The organism is Lachnoclostridium sp. An169 (genome assembly GCF_002160525.1).
GTDB lineage: Bacteria > Bacillota > Clostridia > Lachnospirales > Lachnospiraceae > Mediterraneibacter > Mediterraneibacter cottocaccae.
Genome location: NZ_NFKT01000022.1, coordinates 50,579 through 67,968, shown reverse-complemented (window position 1 = coordinate 67,968; position 17,390 = coordinate 50,579). Strand labels below are relative to the sequence as shown.

The window sequence follows — 17,390 nt, the reverse complement described above, 5'->3', positions numbered from 1 at the left end:
ACTGAATTTTACTACGTCCCTAAAGAGTATGATCGTGATAATATATCCCGATCAGCTCAAACAGGTTGCGTATTCCGATATACACCGCGCCAAGCGTGCAGATACGGTTCAGTGTAAAGAGGGTCTCTCCGTCTATAAATATCGGGGCCAGGACAAGCAGCAGGACAAGGACGGCGTTTGTCTTGTCTGCGGTGGTCATAGCGTGGAGCTGGATCATTTCCCAGCGTTCATCTCCTTTGTATTTCACCTGTTTTACGGCTTTGAGAATGTAAAGCCAAAGGGTTATGCCTAATGCCAGGATAAGCAGGATTAATAAAACTGTCTGTTCGTTCATGTGATTTACTCCTCTCTGTGTTCAAAAACTTCGTTAATAGAAACTCCAAATGCTTCTGCGATCTTAAATGCCAGTTCCAGTGACGGGGTATATTTGTATTTTTCTATGGAAATAACCGCCTGCCGCGATATTCCCACCCGCTCTGCCAGATCTGCCTGCGTCCAGTCCCTCTCGGCGCGCAGGACTTTAATTCTGTTCCATATCAATGTCACTCCTCCTTTCCGGCTTGTTATTTATCATGTCACGTTCACCTGTCAAAAAGTAATCAGGCGATTACATTACAAAATGTAACATATTCGTTACTTTTTGTCAAGCTATAAAATATAAAAATTACGGGACTGAACAGGATTTTCTGTCAGACCCGTGCAAAAATTTATAGAATATTATGCATTTGATGTATTATTTTTACAGTTGGTACACATATCACAGTTGGTACATATATTACGGCCGGTACACATATCACAATCGATACACATAATCCGCGATCTTCTCCGCCTTATCATCGTGGGAAATCCACAGCACGGCTTTTTCCCTGCTGATTTTGCGGATTGTTTCCGTGATCTGTTCCGCCGTTTCAGGATCCAGGGCGGAGGTTACTTCATCGAGAAGCAGGACAGGGGCATCCTTTGCCAGAGCACGGGCAATGGCGATGCGCTGGCGCTGTCCGCCGGAGAGGTTCTTTCCACTGTCGGCGAGAAGGGAGTCGTAGCCATCCGGCATGGATCGGATAAATTCATCTGCACCGGCGAGTCCGGCAGCCTTCCGGACGGCTTCATCGGGAAGAGATGGATTCCCGCCGGCAATATTCTCCCGCACGTTCCCGCCGGAGAGCATGGCGTCCTGGGGAACGTAGGCGGTCATCTGCCGGAGCTGCTCCAGAGTTACGGGCGGTTCGGTGTGCGGGGCGGTCTGCGCCCCATGGGCTCCGGTCTCACCGGCGAGATCTCCGAACCGCTGTCCGACCTGTTCCCGGGAGCAATCCGGCATACCGCTCTGCTCCTTCCTATGCTTCATTTTCCTGCGGAAAATCACTTCCCCTGCCGAGGGCGCATAGAAGGCGAGGAGAATCTTCATGACGGTACTCTTACCGCTGCCGCTTTCCCCTGCCAGAACGGTCAGGCTCCGGTCCCGGATCTCCATGGAGAAATTACTGAGGACCGGTTTCCCTTCTTCATAGGAAAACGATACATTGCGGAGAAATATGGGAACCTCCGAGTCCCCGGTTTCGCAACAGGCATTTCCCATAGTTTCGCAACAGGCATTTCCCATAGTTTCGCAACAGCCATTTCTCATAGTTTCGCAACAGTCCATTTCCTCAATTTTAAAACAGTCTGATACTTCTTCTTCCTCTCTGTCGAAAATGGCAAACAGTCGTTTTGCTCCGGCAAGATCTTTCTGCATGTCAGCCAGATACTCCAGACAGTAAACGAAAAGCATGTCAGCGATACCTTTCAGTGACATAAGCGCGATCACAGTGCCCCAGTCGGAGAGTTCGAAACGGACGAAAAGCGCACCCACAAGAAGGATTGCCACGTAAACTCCGGAGTTGACTGCTGTGATTGCGGAGTTCATTGCTGCAGAGATGCCGGCACCTTTTACTTTAATTTCCGCCTCTGATCTGGCAGATTCTTCCATTTCCAGCTGCTTCTTTTTCTGCAGGCGGAAGAGACGAATTGTCTTTGCTGCCTGGATCAGTTCATATGCGCCGGCGCTTGTCTTTGCCAGCTGCTTCTGTTCCTGCGTTCCGTTTTCTTCCAGGCGGGAAGAAAAGTAAGAAGAGATACGGACGCTGATCAGTCCCAGGGAGAATACGACGATGGCGAACCGCCAGTCAATGACAGCCATGATGACCACTCCGCCTATGCCGTCAATGGCGTAACGGCATACCTCGCAGAAAGTATTTGTATAGATTCTTTCCAGGCAGGCACAGTCGTTGGTCAGCGAGGAGAGGACTTCTCCGCTGGCGGTCTGGTCGTGGTATCCGGCGGGCAGTTTCAGGATATGTTCGCACAGACCGGTCTTGACATCGCGCATAGTGCCGGCTGCGGACAGTTCTCTCAGGTACTGGCAGAGCGGTGCATAGATCTCCCACAGGACAATCCCGAAGATGGTACGGAAGAGTCCGGAGAGGAAGAGCGCTGTGTCTCCGTTTCCGGTACCGTTGACGATGCGCTGCAGCCCGGTGGTGCTTAAGACTGCGCCGAACACTTCCATTCCGCAGAAAAAGAACACGGCCCCCAGAAAAACATATTTGCGTCTGCCCATGAGACGTATGGCACGGATCAGAGCGGGAATATTATATTTCTTCATAACGCGAACCCCTCCTTCTTACAGCATTACTTTCCGGTCCGCCAGAGCGATCAGCGACTGGCGGTGGGCAGAGATAATGATGATCTTCTTTGTTCTCTCTTGTTCGATGACATCCAGGATGATCTGCTCCGTCTCTGGATCGAGCGCGGACGTAGGTTCGTCTAACAGCCAGATGGGACTGTCCTGGAGGATTGTGCGTGCCAGTCCGATCCGCTGGCGCTGCCCTCCGGAGAGGGACTGACCGCCGTCGCCAAGATTTGTATGAAGTCCCTCGGGGAGTGTTCTGGCAAAATCGTAGGCACCTGCTTTTTTCAGGGCATCTGTTACTTCCTCATCCGAGGCGTCCGGTTTCGCCAGACGGACATTTTCCAGAAGGCTTCCGGAGAAGAGAAAGGTGTCCTGGAGCACTGCTGAAATTTCTCCGTTTACTGAGATATGTCCACACTCCGGGCGGTAGAGTCCTGAGATCAGATCGAGCAGAGTCGTTTTCCCGGAACCGGAAGGTCCACATATCACTGTGATACCCGGCTCATCCTGGAAAAAGGAAAAGTTCCGGAACAATCTGCGCCCCTCCCGGTAAGCGAAGGAGATCCCCTGAATGTCGATGCAGGGAGCGGGCGCTCCCTCGAACATACACCTTCCGACCTCCTCCGGCTTCTCCTCAGATGGAAGCTCCTGCAGCCTTCGGATACGCCGGACGGACGCTATGACCTGATTCAGACCCTGGAGCAGCCAGGGAAGACTGGTGACCGGCTGGGTGATATAGGCGAGCAGGTCAAACAGGGAGACAAATGTTCCGATGGAAAGCGCGCCGCCGATGACCATAAATCCGCCCACGGCGAAATAAGTGAGCCGCGGAATCTGAAGCGTTGTCGTCACCAGAAAAGTCAGGAGGATGCCCCAGGCGGCTGTCTTTTTCTGCTGCTGGAAAACATGGCCGTAACTCTTATAGATCCGGGCACGTGCATGCTTTTCCATCAGGAAAGATTTGATCACGGGGATCTGGGTGAGGACCTGTTCCACGACGGAAAGGGATTTCCCCGATTCTTCTGCCATTTCCGTATAATATCCCGCCATTTTGCGGTTTACACAGAAAGTAAGCCAGACGCCGAACGGCAGGTAGACAAAGGAGATCAGCCCCAGTTTCGGCTCCATGCAGAGGATATAGATAAATGTCCCCAAAGCAAGAGCAAGCTGTGAAAATACATTGGAGAACCCCCGGGAGAGAAACTGCCCGACTGCTGAAATGTCCTGGTTGACGGTGGACATGGCGTTGCCGGAGCTCTCCAGGCTGATTTCCCGGTAGTCTGCATTTAACAGAGATTCACTCACACTGCATTTTAAGTCCCGCACAGCACCGGCGGACATCTTTCCTGCCGTGAGCTGCCGGAGATAATGGAGCAGCGCAGCGGAGCCGATCAGCGCGAAAAATCCGGCTGCTGTGACGGCAAATGTCCTTATCCTTCCTGCGGATATGTGGTCGATCAGCGCCTGGGTAAGCCTGGCCTGCCCCAACTGGACGAAGACCAGAACTGTGGACGCGGCGACAGACAGGAAAAACATTTTCCTGTGCGGACGTATGATCTGCCAGACGCTTCTGACGGAGTCGGAAAAAGTACTCTTCTTTGTTTCTTTTACAGTTGTTTCCTCCATAAAACTTTTCCTCTCGTTTTCAGATGAATTTCTTCATTCATAAAGTATAATCACGTGCCTCTCCCTGCTTCAACAAAGATTTTTAACAGTGTGCAACGAAATGTGAGAAGCCTGAAAAACGGCAATTTCACGCCCGAAAAAAGGGAATCGGAGAGGGTGTTAAAAATAGGAGTCCCAAGTGTTGAAAATGTGAGTAATCTTTAAATTTGTTTGTTGAAGAACCTGCGCGCGTGCCGGAAAATGGGGGCGAAGTAATTCAGCGTTACTGTTCACACCACTGCCGGTCATCCGGCTGTACTGCCCCATATTGCCCCGGCGGCCACGCTTTCGCTCGGGAGTGAAGCGCAGCGGTACTAAGGCTGCAAAGAACGCAGCCTAAGGACCGGCGCTCCACTACGGGTCTTCGTGACAATATGGGGCAGTACAGCCATGAAGCGGGTACAGGTGTGAACCGCAACAATAATAAAAAAACCAATAAATAAAGAAACACAGGAGGAATTGGTGAAATGGGAAAGAAATCAACAGGCTATGTTGTGCCTCATACACACTGGGACAGGGAGTGGAGATATCCGATCTGGGAGAACCGCATGTATCTGCGGGACATGGTTGACGAGCTGATCGACACTCTGGAGAAGAACCCGGATTATAAGACATTCATGTTTGACGGCCAGGTGGTCGGAATCCTCGACTACCTTGAGGTGGCGCCGGAGAAAGCGGAGACAGTCAGGCGGCTGATCCGGGAGAAGCGGATCGTCATCGGTCCCTGGTATACCCTTCCGGATCTGTATCCGATCTCGGGAGAGTCCATGGTCCGCAACCTGATCAGGGGAAAGAAGGAGGCAGAGAAGCTGGGCGGTTATCTGCAGATCGGGTATGAATCTTTCGGCTGGGGACAGCCCTCCCAGCTTCCCCAGATCTATAAGGGATTTGATATCGACACGGTGATCGTATCCAAAAATGTAGACAAGACGCGAGCCCCCCACAGTGAGTTCAGGTGGATCGGCGCGGATGGGACGGAGGTTCTTGCCACACGTCTGGGCGAAGACGCACGGGCGAATTTCTTCATGAACGGCTACCTGAAAGTCATGACCGGAAAAGAATACAAATCCTCTGAGTATGAGTTCCACTACGGAAAGGATGGCCAGGTGTTCCACCAGGCAGACCGTGACGGTGCGGTTCAGGATTATTTCCGCCTGGAGAGCACGGAGCGGATTCATAAAGAGTACATCAAAGAAGCTGTGAAACGCGCCTGGAAGGGTATGGATGCATCCTGGCTTACAGATGACCGCGCCATGATGGACGGAAGCGATTCCACCACAGCCCAGCCCCATCTGATGGAACTTCTGGCGGAGATGAACGCCCAGACAGAGGACATTGAGTTTAAGAGTTCTTCTCTGGAAGAGTATACAGGCGTTATGAAGGAGAAGCTGAATTTTGACGAGTTAAATGAGATCCACGGCGAGATGCGGGATGGCCCGACCACCTCCCTCTCCGGAAATGCGCTCATGACAAGACCGTACATCAAGACACTGAACAAAGCAGTCCAGAATAAACTGTTCGGCATGGCGGAGCCGGTTTCCACGGTGAACATGATTCTGGGAGGAGAGTATGAGAAGCATTTCCTCGACAGGGCACTGGACTACATGCTGCTTTCGCAGCCCCACGACTCTATCAACGGCGTGACCCAGGACAAGACGGCAAATGATGTGGTTTACCGGCTGTCACAGGCGGAGGAGCTGGCATACACGGTATACATGCGCGGACTGGAAAATATAGTGCGCCGGATCGATCTCTCCGGCTATGACAGGGACGATATGATCTTCGTGGTATTCAACCCCACGGCAAAACCGAGGCGGGAAGTCCTGGAAGTCGTCCTTGATACACCGCAGGACAGAAATATCTGGGAGTTCGGCATTGAGGATGCCAAAGGAAATGCAAGAGAACTGCAGTTTAAGAGCCGGACCGAGCACATTTCTCCGGTGGTGCATCTGCAGTCCAGGCCGTTCCCCTATTATTCGGACCGCCACACCGTGTTCTTCGATACAGGAGAGATCCCGGCGGGCGGCTATGAAGTCTACCGGCTGACCGACCTGGTGAACTTTGACCGGAAGACGAAGTTCTGGGCAAAGACGAGAAAGACGGACGGGAAAGAGATCGCAAAGGCTACGGACCGTCTGGAAAATGAATTCCTGAAAGTAAAGGTAAATGCGGACGGAAGCATCACTATCACAGACAAGCGGACGGACAATACATATGGGCCGCTGAACTACTATGAGAGCACCGGGGACGTGGGAGATTACTGGATGTACTACCCGCCGTACAACAACCGCACCTATACAAGCAAAGGTGTGCAGGCGTCCATTTACCTGTTGGAGAACGGAGATCTCTCTGCGACCATCGGTGTGGATTTGAAGATGGAGATCCCGGAGTACGCATACCGTCCGGAGAGCTACATCGCCGGAAAGAGTGAGAGAAGCCAGACAGTGAAGGAGCTTCCCATTACTACATATTACACGCTCCGCAAGGGCAGCGGCCAGGTGGAGGTGAAGACCGTGATCAACAACAACTGCCGTGACCACCGCGTGAGCGTGCTTATGGAGACCGGCGTGCAGACAGAGATCGCAAATGCACAGGGACATTTCACAGTGGACCACAGAAACGCCCTGCCGCTGATCGACGGGGAAGGAAAATATTTCAACGAGCTGACCACGCAGCCCATGCAGAATTTTGTTTCCCTCAATGACGGCGACCGCGGATTGGCCGTTATCACAGACTGTCTGGGCGAGTACGAACTGCGCACAGATACGGAAAAGACCCTGTCTCTGACACTCTTCCGTGCGGTGAAAAATATCATCTGCACCGAGTTCAGGAGCGAGGGATATTTCCCGGATCAGGACGGCGGACAGCTCCAGAGAAAACTGGAATACCACTACGCAATCTGTCCTGTTAATGCGGATGTTACGGAAAATGACCTGGCGCGCAGGGCGGAAGCGTTTAATATCCCGCTCAAGCCGATTCAGACGAATGTGCCGAACAGCGGGAAGGGCGATCTTCCGACATCTTACTCTTTCTATGAGGTGAAAGGAAACGCGCAGGTGTCCTGTCTGAAAAAGGCGGAGGAAGGGGACGCGGTCGTGATGAGACTGTTCAACCCGGGACAGAGTACGGAAGAAGTGACAGTGCAGTGGTGCAGAGGCATTCAGAAGGCAGAACTTCTCGATCTGAAAGAAGATGTGAAGGAAGAATTGAAGACAGAGGGCGGCAGTGTGGCGCTGACGATTCCGTCCAATAAGATCTGTACGGTGAAGTTCACGATGAGATAGACCGGTGAAATAAACCGATGAAATAAGCCGTACCTCGATTTCGAGTATAAAAATACATTAAATGCAAGTATATGGATACACAAATATAGAGTATAAAGGAGTACACCAAAAATGAGTGACATGATATGCCCGGGAATCGGGAAACTGGAGGATATGATGGAGCTCGCACAGACTTCCGATGGAAGTTTTGTGAGCGGAGAGGAGGGAGTCCGGGCGATCCTGACTCCCCTGGACAGAAAGGAAGAGTTTATCGTATACAGGGATAAAACTCTCTGTTATGTGAAATCAGCGCTTGGGTATCCGGCTATCTACAAAGTGCCGGAAGCTCATTATGAAGGACCTGCCACCGCGATCCTCATGGATCTGGACGGAACCAGCGTGCGCAGCGAGTCGTTCTGGATCTGGATCATCGAGCAGACAGTGGCAAAGCTGAAAAAGGATATGGGCTTTACTCTGGAGAGCGCAGATGAACCCTATGTATCCGGACATTCGGTGTCGGAACACCTGCAGTACTGTATTGACAAGTACTGCCCGGAGAAGACGGTTGAGGAGGCGCGTCAGATTTATTTTGAAACCACGGAATATGAGATGAAAGAGATCCTGGAAGGCAGAGGAAAGGCAGGGGCATTTACTCCGTCGCCGGGACTGCGGGAATTTCTGGAGGAGGTGAAAGGAAACGGCATCCGCATCGGTCTGGTCACATCCGGACTCTATACGAAAGCCATGCCGGAGATCATTTCCGCCTTCCAGACCCTGAAAATGGGTGATCCCCTTGATTTCTACGACGCCATCATCACAGCGGGAACAACGTTCAAAAAGGGACAGACCGGAACCATCGGCGAGCTGGCGCCGAAGCCCCATCCGTGGCTGTATTCCGAGACTGCGAGAGTGGGTCTGGGGATCACGGAAGAGGAGAAGGGAAGAGTGCTGGGATTCGAGGATTCCTCTGCGGGCGTGATGGCGATCCGTCTGGCAGGATTCCACGCCGTTGGAATCCGGGGCGGAAACATTCACGCAGGCGGTATGGATTCTCTCTGCCTGAAACAGTATGACAATCTCTGCGACGCACTGCCGCTGATCCTGGGGAAATAAATTTCGGAGGGATAGAAAAATGGCGCTGCTGAAACTGAAGCCTGCCTGCAAGGACTATATCTGGGGCGGGCACAGACTGAAAGAAGAATACAACAAAGAATATGACGGGGACGTCCTGGCGGAGACATGGGAGCTCTCCTGCCACCCGGACGGACCGTCCGTCATAACAAACGGAGCATATGCCGGGAAAACCCTGGCAGAGTACATACAGGAACAGGGAAGATCCGTGCTGGGAAAGAAATGTGAGAAGTTCAAAGATTTTCCGATCCTGATTAAACTGATCGATGCCAAAGACAACCTGTCCATACAGGTTCATCCGGATAATGAGTACGCCCTGAAAAATGAAGGGCAGTACGGGAAAACAGAGATGTGGTATGTGGTGGATTGTGAGGAGGGAGCGTTTCTTTACTATGGATTCTCCCGGGAAGTCAGCCGGGAGGAGTTCGAGGAGCGGATCCGGAACAACACGCTGACGGAAGTGTTAAATGCGGTTCCTGTAAAAAAGGGCGATGTGTTTTTTATCGAGGCGGGAACGATTCACGCCATAGGGAAAAATATCCTGATCGCCGAGATCCAGCAGAACTCCAATGTAACCTATAGAGTGTACGACTACGGAAGAAAGGACAAAAGCGGAAAGACAAGGGAGCTGCATATCGGCAAGGCGCTGGATGTGACCCGGCGCGGTCCGGCAGCACTTCAAGAGCCGTGCGCTCCCCATATCGCCCGCTGTGATTACTTCACCGTGGACAGAATCCGCGTGGGGACAGAAGATGGTGCCGGTGCAGGACAGGAAGAAACGGCGGAAAAGTCCGGCGTGAAACAGGGGCGGGCGACGGCGGATTCCTTTGTGAGCATCCTTGTCCTGGACGGAGAGGGGCAGGTCCGCTGCGGCGGGGAAGCAGTCTCTTTCCGCAAAGGCGACAGCATTTTCCTAAGCGCAGGCAGCGGGGATTATGTGATAGAAGGAACATGTGAGGCGCTGGTTACGACGGCGGGAAAGAAGGAAAACATCCGGGTCGGCATTGACCTTGGCGGTACGTTCGTCAAGATCAGCCTGGTCAGCGAGGCAAATGAGCTTCTCGCTTTCCGGCAGATTCCTACCAGAGCAGAGCGCCCATACCAGGAAGTGATCCGGGATATCGCCGTCACAGTGCGCGCGCTATTCGAGAAATCGGATCACGATCTGTCGGAATGTATCGGAATCGGTGCGGGTGTGCCCGGGACGATCGACCGGAAACACGGCGTTGTCCTGTATTCCAATAATATCAAATGGAAAAATATACCATTTGCCGCAGAACTGAGAAACTACATGGATGTCCCGATACAGATCGCCAACGATGCGGACTGCGCGGCACTGGGAGAGGCAAAAGCCGGAGCCGGAAGAAAGTATAAGAATCTGGTGATGCTCACTCTGGGAACGGGAGTCGGCGGCGGTATCGTCATGGACGGCAGGATCTTTGACGGGACACTGACCGGTGGCAGCGAGCTGGGGCATATGGTAATCTGCGAGGACGGCGAACAGTGTACATGCGGCAGGAAAGGATGCCTGGAGGCTTATGTATCTGCAACCGCCCTGGTGCGCGATACGAAACGTGCCATGGATAGGGATGAGAAATCCTCCCTTTGGAGACTTTGCGGAGGTGAAAAAGAAAAAGTGACTGCGGAGACCGTGTTTACTGCTGCAGCGGGAGGCGACGGGGCTGCCCAGGCTGTGGTAGATAGCTATATGAAGCGCCTGACAACGGGAATCGTGAACATTGTAAATATATTCCGTCCGGAGGCGGTTCTCCTGGGCGGCGGTGTGTCTAATCAGGGAACGGCGCTGACAGATCGTCTGAACCGGAGCATCGGAAAATACTGCTTTGCCGGAAAGATTGCAGAGGTTCCCAGGGTGATGACTACGGAATTGAAAAATGATGCGGGCATGATCGGAGCGGCAAACCTGCTTTGAGGATATGTGCTGCGAAGTAACAGGAGTGGAAAGGGAAGGTGACAGTATGACGAGGAAAGAAAGAGTGATGGCGGCGATCCGGCATCAGGAGACAGACCGGGTGCCGAAAGGAGAGGTCTATATTCAGCCGAAAGTGTCGAATGCGCTGCTTGGAAAGGATTATCCCCTGGATCACCAGCATTTTGAGCGGGATGTAGCGGTCAGAAAGCTTCTGAACATGGATCTGGTCAATGCGGGCGACTGGCCGGAGTGGGAGATCGGACAGACAGAGGACGGTAAGAAGATCGTGCAGAGCGTGTACGGTCAGACATTTGTGGTGGGCGGAGAGACCAAGCATATCCTGAAGCCTGCCCTCGACATTGAGGATGCGGATCAGTACGAGGAGCCGGATATCAGCAAGGTAAAAGGGGACCTGATCGAGCGCTATGCAAAAGAGACGGATCTTTTCATTTTTGCCCAGGTAGGCGGACCGATTTCCATGTTAAATGAAATGTTTCCCATGGAGGACTACATGGTCTACTGCCTGACAAATACGGAAGAAATGCATACGATCAGCGAGAAGGTGATCGCCTTTGAGATCAAGAAGGCGAAGCTGTTCATCGACAAAGGGGCAGACGCCATTCTGATCACGGACGATATGGCGTTTAATACAGGCGTGTTCCTACCGCCCTATATCATGGATGAACTGGCTTACCCGTTCTATAAACAGATGATAAAAGAAATCAAGGCGTATAAAGATGTGCCGGTATTTCTTCACAGTGACGGAAACTTAAATTCCGTGATGGACAATATCGTGGAGTGCGGATTCGACGGACTGCAGTCGCTGCAGCCTTCGGCAGGGATGGATATTGCCGAAATCAAGGCGAAGTACGGCGACACACTCTGCCTCTGGGGAAATATTGATCTGGACCACATCCTCTGTTTCGGTACGCCCGAGGAAGTGAAGGCAGACGTGCGGAGGACGATTGATATCGCAAGCCCGGGCGGCGGATTTATCCTGTCTACCTGCAACACGATTGTGGATATCATTCCCACGGAGAATGTCCTGGCAATGATGGAAGAAGCGGAGAAATAAGGAGAGCAGAAATGGAAAATCTGACGAGAGAAGAGGTAAAGCAGGTAATTGAGGGTAGAGGACGTGCTTCGCGTGTGCCGGTCCTCTATGATATGTGGATTTATGACAATATTTTTGACGGGGATCAGGAGGCGAGAGCACAGTGGCTTGAGAAGTATCCCAGGGATATCCAGATCGTGGATATTAATCTTCCCGTGGCATTTGACGCGCCGGAGGATGATCCGCAGTATATGTGGGCGCCGAGGAAGATGGAGGAACAGAGTGATGTGGGAATTGATGCCCGGTGTGTGATCGGGGACTGGGAGGAAGAGGAGAAAGAATTTTACGCAAATTTCCCCTCTCCCGAGTACAGAGGGCTGATCGGAAATAATCCTGCTCCGGACGGAAGATACCGCCTGGGACGCTCCTGGTACTGGCTGTTTGAGCGGCTCTGGTCTATCCGCGGGATGGAGAATGCGCTGACAGATTTCTATCTGTATCCCGACGAGATACACAGGCTGTTCCGGCATCTGACGGATTTCTACAGGCGGGCCATGGAGCGGGCGGTAAATGAAGCGCAGATCGACGGGTTCTTTATCAGCGATGATATCGGGACACAGACGGGACCGTTTTTCTCCCTTGATATTTTCCGGGAGTTTTTCAAGCCGTATTACAAAGAACTGATCGACTGCGCCCACAGCCTGGGAATCCATATGTGGCTCCATACCTGTGGAAACATCGAGCTGTTCCTTCCGGATTTTATTGAGATTGGCCTGGACGTGATCCATCCCATCCAGAAATATACGATGGATGAGAAAGTGATCGCGGAGAAATATGGAAGCGGCATCTGTATTCTGGCGGGATTCGACGTACAGCGGACGATTCCTTTCGGTACACCGGAAGATGTGCGGGAAGAAGTTCATTATCTGAGAAGAACCTTTGAGCGCCCGGACGGCAGGTTCATGCTGACTATGGGAAACGGATCCACACCGGACTGGAAGCTTGACAGTATCAATGCACTTTACGAAGCATCTGTAGATGAACTGCCTTGAGCAGCAGAAAATTCGCTGAAAGTGTACGGACTGAATATAAGTAAAAGAAAGAATAAAGGACAGGAGGCAGAGGCGAAGCTATGAATCCCATTATATGGAGACAGGGGGTGTGTGATCCCCATGTGCATGTATTTGAAGATAAAGTATACCTCTATGCGACCCATGACAGTTCGTTTGGGGCAGGCGGATTCCGCATGCTGGACTGGCAGATCTGGTCGTCCGTAGATCTGGTGAACTGGAAACTGGAACGGACGATCCTGCCCGAAGAGTTCTACTGCGGAAAACTGGATCAGTGCTGGGCTGTGGACGCGGCGTATAGAGATGGAAAATACTACTGGTATTTTTCTACGGGAGCCTGGGGCGTGGGCGTCGGAGTGAGCGATCACCCGGCAGGCCCCTTTGAAGATGCTCTGGGAGGGCCTCTCGTTGACTTCCGGGATGAGCCGGCGGGAATCCCGAAGTGGGATCCCTGCGTATTTCAGGATGATGACGGGAGCGCCTATATCATCGTGGGTGACTGCCGGTGCGAACCCTGCTGTGCCTACATGATGGGAAAACTTTCCGATGACATGATCCACCTGGCGGAACCCTTGCGGAAAGTAGAATACCGGGGAAATATCTGTCCCGAGGACAAGGCGTCCATCCACAAATATAACGGAAGATACTATCTGACCCATTCGTCTTCCGTTGCGGTGTCGGACAATGTGTACGGACCTTATGATTATATCGGAAATACCGGATGCAACGTGGATCACGGCAGTTATTTCACTTTCCGGGGACAGACGTATTTTGCATCCGGCGGAATGGATAACCCAAACCAGTTCTATCGGGCTTCATTTATTGCACCCTGCCATTACCGGGATAACGGCGAGATTGTGGTGGACCAGAAAATTATGGAATACGGTTCCGGACAGTATGATGCTTCCTGGAAGAAGATCGATGCTTCCTGGTATTTTGCGGCTCCGCGTGACTGCAAAAAAGAAGAGACGGACGGAAGCTTTGCCGTGTCGCTGCGGGAGGGAGATTATCTGGAATTTCCGAATATCAGCAGCATGGAGGAGAATGCGGTAATCTGTTTCCAAGCTATGGCAGAGGCGGAAAGTCCTGTTACGATTTGCGTGCGGGAAGGGAATAAAAACGGGAAGATCATCGGAAAATGCGAGATCCCAGGCAGAGAAGAAAAGGATGAATCCGGCACGGAAGCGGACAGTGATCCCGTTGGAAAATCCGACGATGACAGCCGGGAGAAATATATGGAAGTCAGATGTGCCCTGAATAATCAGGAGGGAAAGCTGAATCTGTGTATTACTGTGGAACAGAAGAAAGAGTGCAGTGGTGACAGCAACGTAACTGGGGCAGAGGGAAAAAATCTGGAAGAAACAGAGACGGGAAAAGACAGGCAGGGGATCCTGCGTTTGAGTTCCTTTTCCTTTGAATCTGAAACGGATCGCAGCGTGGCGCAGCCCGCACTGTGCGAGGCCGGACGGGGAGCGGTTCTGGAGCCCTGCGCGGAGGCGAGCTGGTACAATGTCCTGAAAAATCTGAACCTGAGAGATACCTTCATTGAAGCTGTGATGGACGGCGGCAGCGGCGGCGATGGAACACTGGAGATCTGGTATCATGGCGCCGACGGGGACACGGAGCTGTGGCTGTCCGTAAACGGAGCAGAGCAGGGAGCAGTGATATTTGCAGATACAGAGAAGAAGATCGAGAAATTGTCTCTTCCGGTGACATTAAAACCGGGGCTGAACCGTATCCGCCTGGATTGCCGGGCGTTCCAGACTACTTATCTCGGTATCGACCGGTTGGTACTGATCCGGAAGAAAGAGAAAGCAGTTACATATCCGGCGGCAAACGGACAGGTATTTCCGAGAGGAAACGGATGTTGGGACGGTCTGCCCCAGAGAGAGTGCGATCCTCAGGCATTTACGGGAAGAACAGTGAAATATCTGGGTGTGCCGGGACAGGGATGTATTGTGGACGGCATTGACGGCGGAGAAGCCGGTGCGGATGAAACAGGGAGGAGAAAGGTTACGCTGATCTTCCACTACGCCCTTGCCGGAGAGAAGAACAGTTCATACCGTCTGCGCGTCAACGGAAAAGAGCAGGAAGCGGATCTGATATTCCCCGGAACCGGAAGCGGAAACCTTGCGGACGGAGGAGAGATTACGGCGGAAGCAGAGCTGATGCCGGGAGAGGTCAATGTGATCGAATTGGAGAAAACGGGAGAAGCAGATGGAGGGATAATGTTTGATGCAGTGACAGTTATACCTGAGGAAAAATGAATCAATAAAACAAGGAGAATTTCAGCGATGGCATTTAAAATTTTTCTCATATATCATTCACATATTGATATCGGTTATACCGAGAGACAGGAAAAAATGCAGATTTATCAGGCTGACTTCATGCGTCAGGCTGTGGACTGTATCTTAAATCCCATCAAGACAGATCAGCCCTTCAAATTTACTGCGGAAGGTTTCTGGGCAGTGGAGCAGTATCTGAAGAGATACGGGGAAGGCGGCCGTCTGAAGTTACTGGACGCCGTGAGAACGGGAAAATTCGAGATCACGGCGGGATACCTGCATTTTGCAGAGATCCTGAACTACGATAACCTGAAAGCCAGTGTGGAATACAGCATGGATTTTGCAAGGGCGAACAACATCGAGACGCCGAAAACGCTGATGCTCTCTGATGTAAACGGCCTGGGATGGGGATATTCCCAGATCCTTGCCGACGCGGGGGTAGAAAATATTGTATCCTGCATCAATCCGCATCACGGCGGGGCGCCGTTTGGCAGACCGCTGGTTCCCTTCTACTGGAAAACTCCAAAGGGAGACAAACTGTTGGTATGGAACGGACTGACCTATCACAAGGGTAATATCCTCGGACTGATCCCCGGATATGCGCCCGGCGGAGATCCGGGAATCCCGGGCATGCTCCCGGACGACGCGGGATTTGTAGAAGTGACCGGATGCGACAGCTATGCGTCCCGGAGGATCTTCGATCTGGTGAACGCGCTTAAGAAAGACGGATATGAATATGATTTCCTGCCGATCATGGGAGGCGCGGTATATACGGACAACAATCCTGTGGATGACCGGCACTGCGCGCTTCTGGATGAGTGGAATGAGAAGTACGGGGATGAGATCGAGATCGTTACCGGAACTCTGGATGAATTCTTCCGTCATCTGAAAGAGAATGTTCCGAACATAGAGACTTACGAGGGAGACTGGCCCGACTGGTGGACAGACGGATGTCTGGCGACGCCGGCGGAGACAAAGATCTTCCGCAATGCCCAGAGAACCCAGAAGCTGATCAGAAAGACTGATCAGGGCGGAATCGTGACAAAAGCGGAGATGGACGAGATTACCAACAAGCTGATCCTCTATGCAGAGCATACATGGGGACATTCCTCCTCCTGTCCGGATCCCTATAAACTTCTGGTTCAGCAGCTGGACCTGAGAAAAGCGAAACTGGCGGTGGACGCGGATATTCTGGCTTCGACTGCCCTGGATAAGCTCTCCAGAGTGCTCGGGGAAGGTGAATTTATCTCCGTCAGACCTATGGAATATGTGGTAGTCAATCCCCATGACACAGATGTGAAGGCTGTGGTCGGTCTGCACACGGATTTCTGGGAGGAGGGGATGTTCGCAAACGGCGGATATACGGTCGTTGATGAGGACGGCAGGAAATATCCGGTCCAGAGAGTGGACAGCCTGCGCGGAAAGCTTGTGACAGTGACGGTTGACCTGAAAGCGAAGGAGAGAAAGAAACTGGCGATCCGTTTTGACGGTACAGAGGAGACGAAAAATGACCGGAACATCCATTCTTTCAGCAATAAATTCTATGAAGTGAAATGGGATGACGGCAGGATTCTTTCTATTATAAATAAGGCCACAGGAAACGAGCTGATCTGCGAGAGCGCCGGTTATCTGGGACAGCCGGTCTACCAGGTGTTTGAGAATGCCAACCGTTCGGACGCCGCGGGATTCGGATACAGTGCAAGAAAAATCCCGCAGGACAAAGTGTTCTATGGAAAACCGCTTGGGATCGAAGTGATTTCCTCCGGCGACGTGTCCACAAAGATCCGGGCTGAATATGAGATCAGATCCACAAAGAAATGTTTTACGGAATATGTGTTCTACAATGATCTGCCGAGGATCGATGTGACGGTCAATATGGCGAAAGACCTGGAGCTCGATCCGGAAGGAATGTATGTACTGTTCCCGGTTGAGGCAAAAGACGGGGAATGGTATCTGGATAAAGCGGGAGTGATGTTCAAAGCAGGAGTCAGCCTGCCGGAGACATGCCAGGACTACTACGCAGTGGACCGCGGTATGGTGAGCCGGGGAGCGCAGGAGACAGTGACAGTCAATTCCCTGGATACCCCGATGTTTACAATCGGAGCTCTGAAACTTTGGAAGTACTCGACCACCGTGGACCCGAGGGGACCGGTATACAGCTGGATCCTGAACAATAAATGGGAGACTAATTTCCGTATCGACTGTGCGGGATTCCTGGAAAACCGCTATGTGATCACCATCGGCGGAGCCGGGGAGAGCGCGGAGGAGATGCTGGAGCATGCGGATGTAGAACCGCTGGTACTGAGACAATCCTGACT

General features: G+C 52.2%; 11 protein-coding genes. 7 read left to right on the top strand and 4 right to left on the bottom strand.

Features of this window, described 5'->3' with window-relative positions:
• Positions 1–19: 19 nt before the first annotated feature.
• The 4 genes from B5F07_RS14825 to B5F07_RS14810 form a co-directional block, all read right to left on the bottom strand.
• On the bottom strand, positions 20–334 hold the full coding sequence (locus B5F07_RS14825) for a hypothetical protein (protein WP_087162064.1): 315 nt from the start codon (positions 332–334) through the stop codon (positions 20–22).
• A gap of 5 nt (positions 335–339) precedes the next feature.
• Positions 340–540 (bottom strand): helix-turn-helix transcriptional regulator, encoded by a 201-nt coding sequence (locus B5F07_RS14820; protein WP_087162063.1) that lies wholly within the window; start codon positions 538–540, stop codon positions 340–342.
• A gap of 253 nt (positions 541–793) precedes the next feature.
• Positions 794–2,644: an ABC transporter ATP-binding protein gene (locus B5F07_RS14815; RefSeq protein ID WP_087162062.1), complete on the bottom strand. Its 1,851-nt coding sequence runs from the start codon at positions 2,642–2,644 to the stop codon at positions 794–796.
• 18 nt (positions 2,645–2,662) lie between these two features.
• Complete coding sequence (locus B5F07_RS14810; protein ID WP_087162061.1) at positions 2,663–4,297, bottom strand: ABC transporter ATP-binding protein; 1,635 nt, start codon at positions 4,295–4,297, stop codon at positions 2,663–2,665.
• Between the two features lie 506 nt (positions 4,298–4,803).
• Here B5F07_RS14810 and B5F07_RS14805 point away from each other — a divergent pair.
• From B5F07_RS14805 to B5F07_RS14775, 7 genes are all read left to right on the top strand, one after another.
• Positions 4,804–7,620 carry an alpha-mannosidase gene (locus B5F07_RS14805; RefSeq protein ID WP_087162060.1) on the top strand — a complete coding sequence of 939 codons (2,817 nt, stop codon included), beginning with the start codon at positions 4,804–4,806 and terminating at the stop codon, positions 7,618–7,620.
• 111 nt (positions 7,621–7,731) lie between these two features.
• A complete protein-coding gene (locus tag B5F07_RS14800; protein WP_242972542.1) occupies positions 7,732–8,712 on the top strand; it encodes an HAD family hydrolase in 981 nt (326 codons plus the stop codon).
• A 19-nt stretch (positions 8,713–8,731) separates the two neighbouring features.
• On the top strand, positions 8,732–10,663 hold the full coding sequence (locus B5F07_RS23410; protein WP_087162059.1) for a type I phosphomannose isomerase catalytic subunit: 1,932 nt from the start codon (positions 8,732–8,734) through the stop codon (positions 10,661–10,663).
• A gap of 46 nt (positions 10,664–10,709) precedes the next feature.
• A complete protein-coding gene (locus B5F07_RS14790) occupies positions 10,710–11,738 on the top strand; it encodes a uroporphyrinogen decarboxylase family protein (RefSeq protein WP_162613145.1) in 1,029 nt (342 codons plus the stop codon).
• Between the two features lie 11 nt (positions 11,739–11,749).
• Positions 11,750–12,769, top strand: a complete 1,020-nt coding sequence (locus B5F07_RS14785) for a uroporphyrinogen decarboxylase family protein (protein WP_087162057.1) — start codon at positions 11,750–11,752, stop codon at positions 12,767–12,769.
• Between the two features lie 80 nt (positions 12,770–12,849).
• Complete coding sequence (locus tag B5F07_RS14780) at positions 12,850–15,054, top strand: family 43 glycosylhydrolase (RefSeq protein ID WP_087162056.1); 2,205 nt, start codon at positions 12,850–12,852, stop codon at positions 15,052–15,054.
• A 27-nt stretch (positions 15,055–15,081) separates the two neighbouring features.
• Complete coding sequence (locus B5F07_RS14775; protein ID WP_087162055.1) at positions 15,082–17,388, top strand: glycoside hydrolase family 38 C-terminal domain-containing protein; 2,307 nt, start codon at positions 15,082–15,084, stop codon at positions 17,386–17,388.
• Positions 17,389–17,390 lie beyond the last annotated feature (2 nt).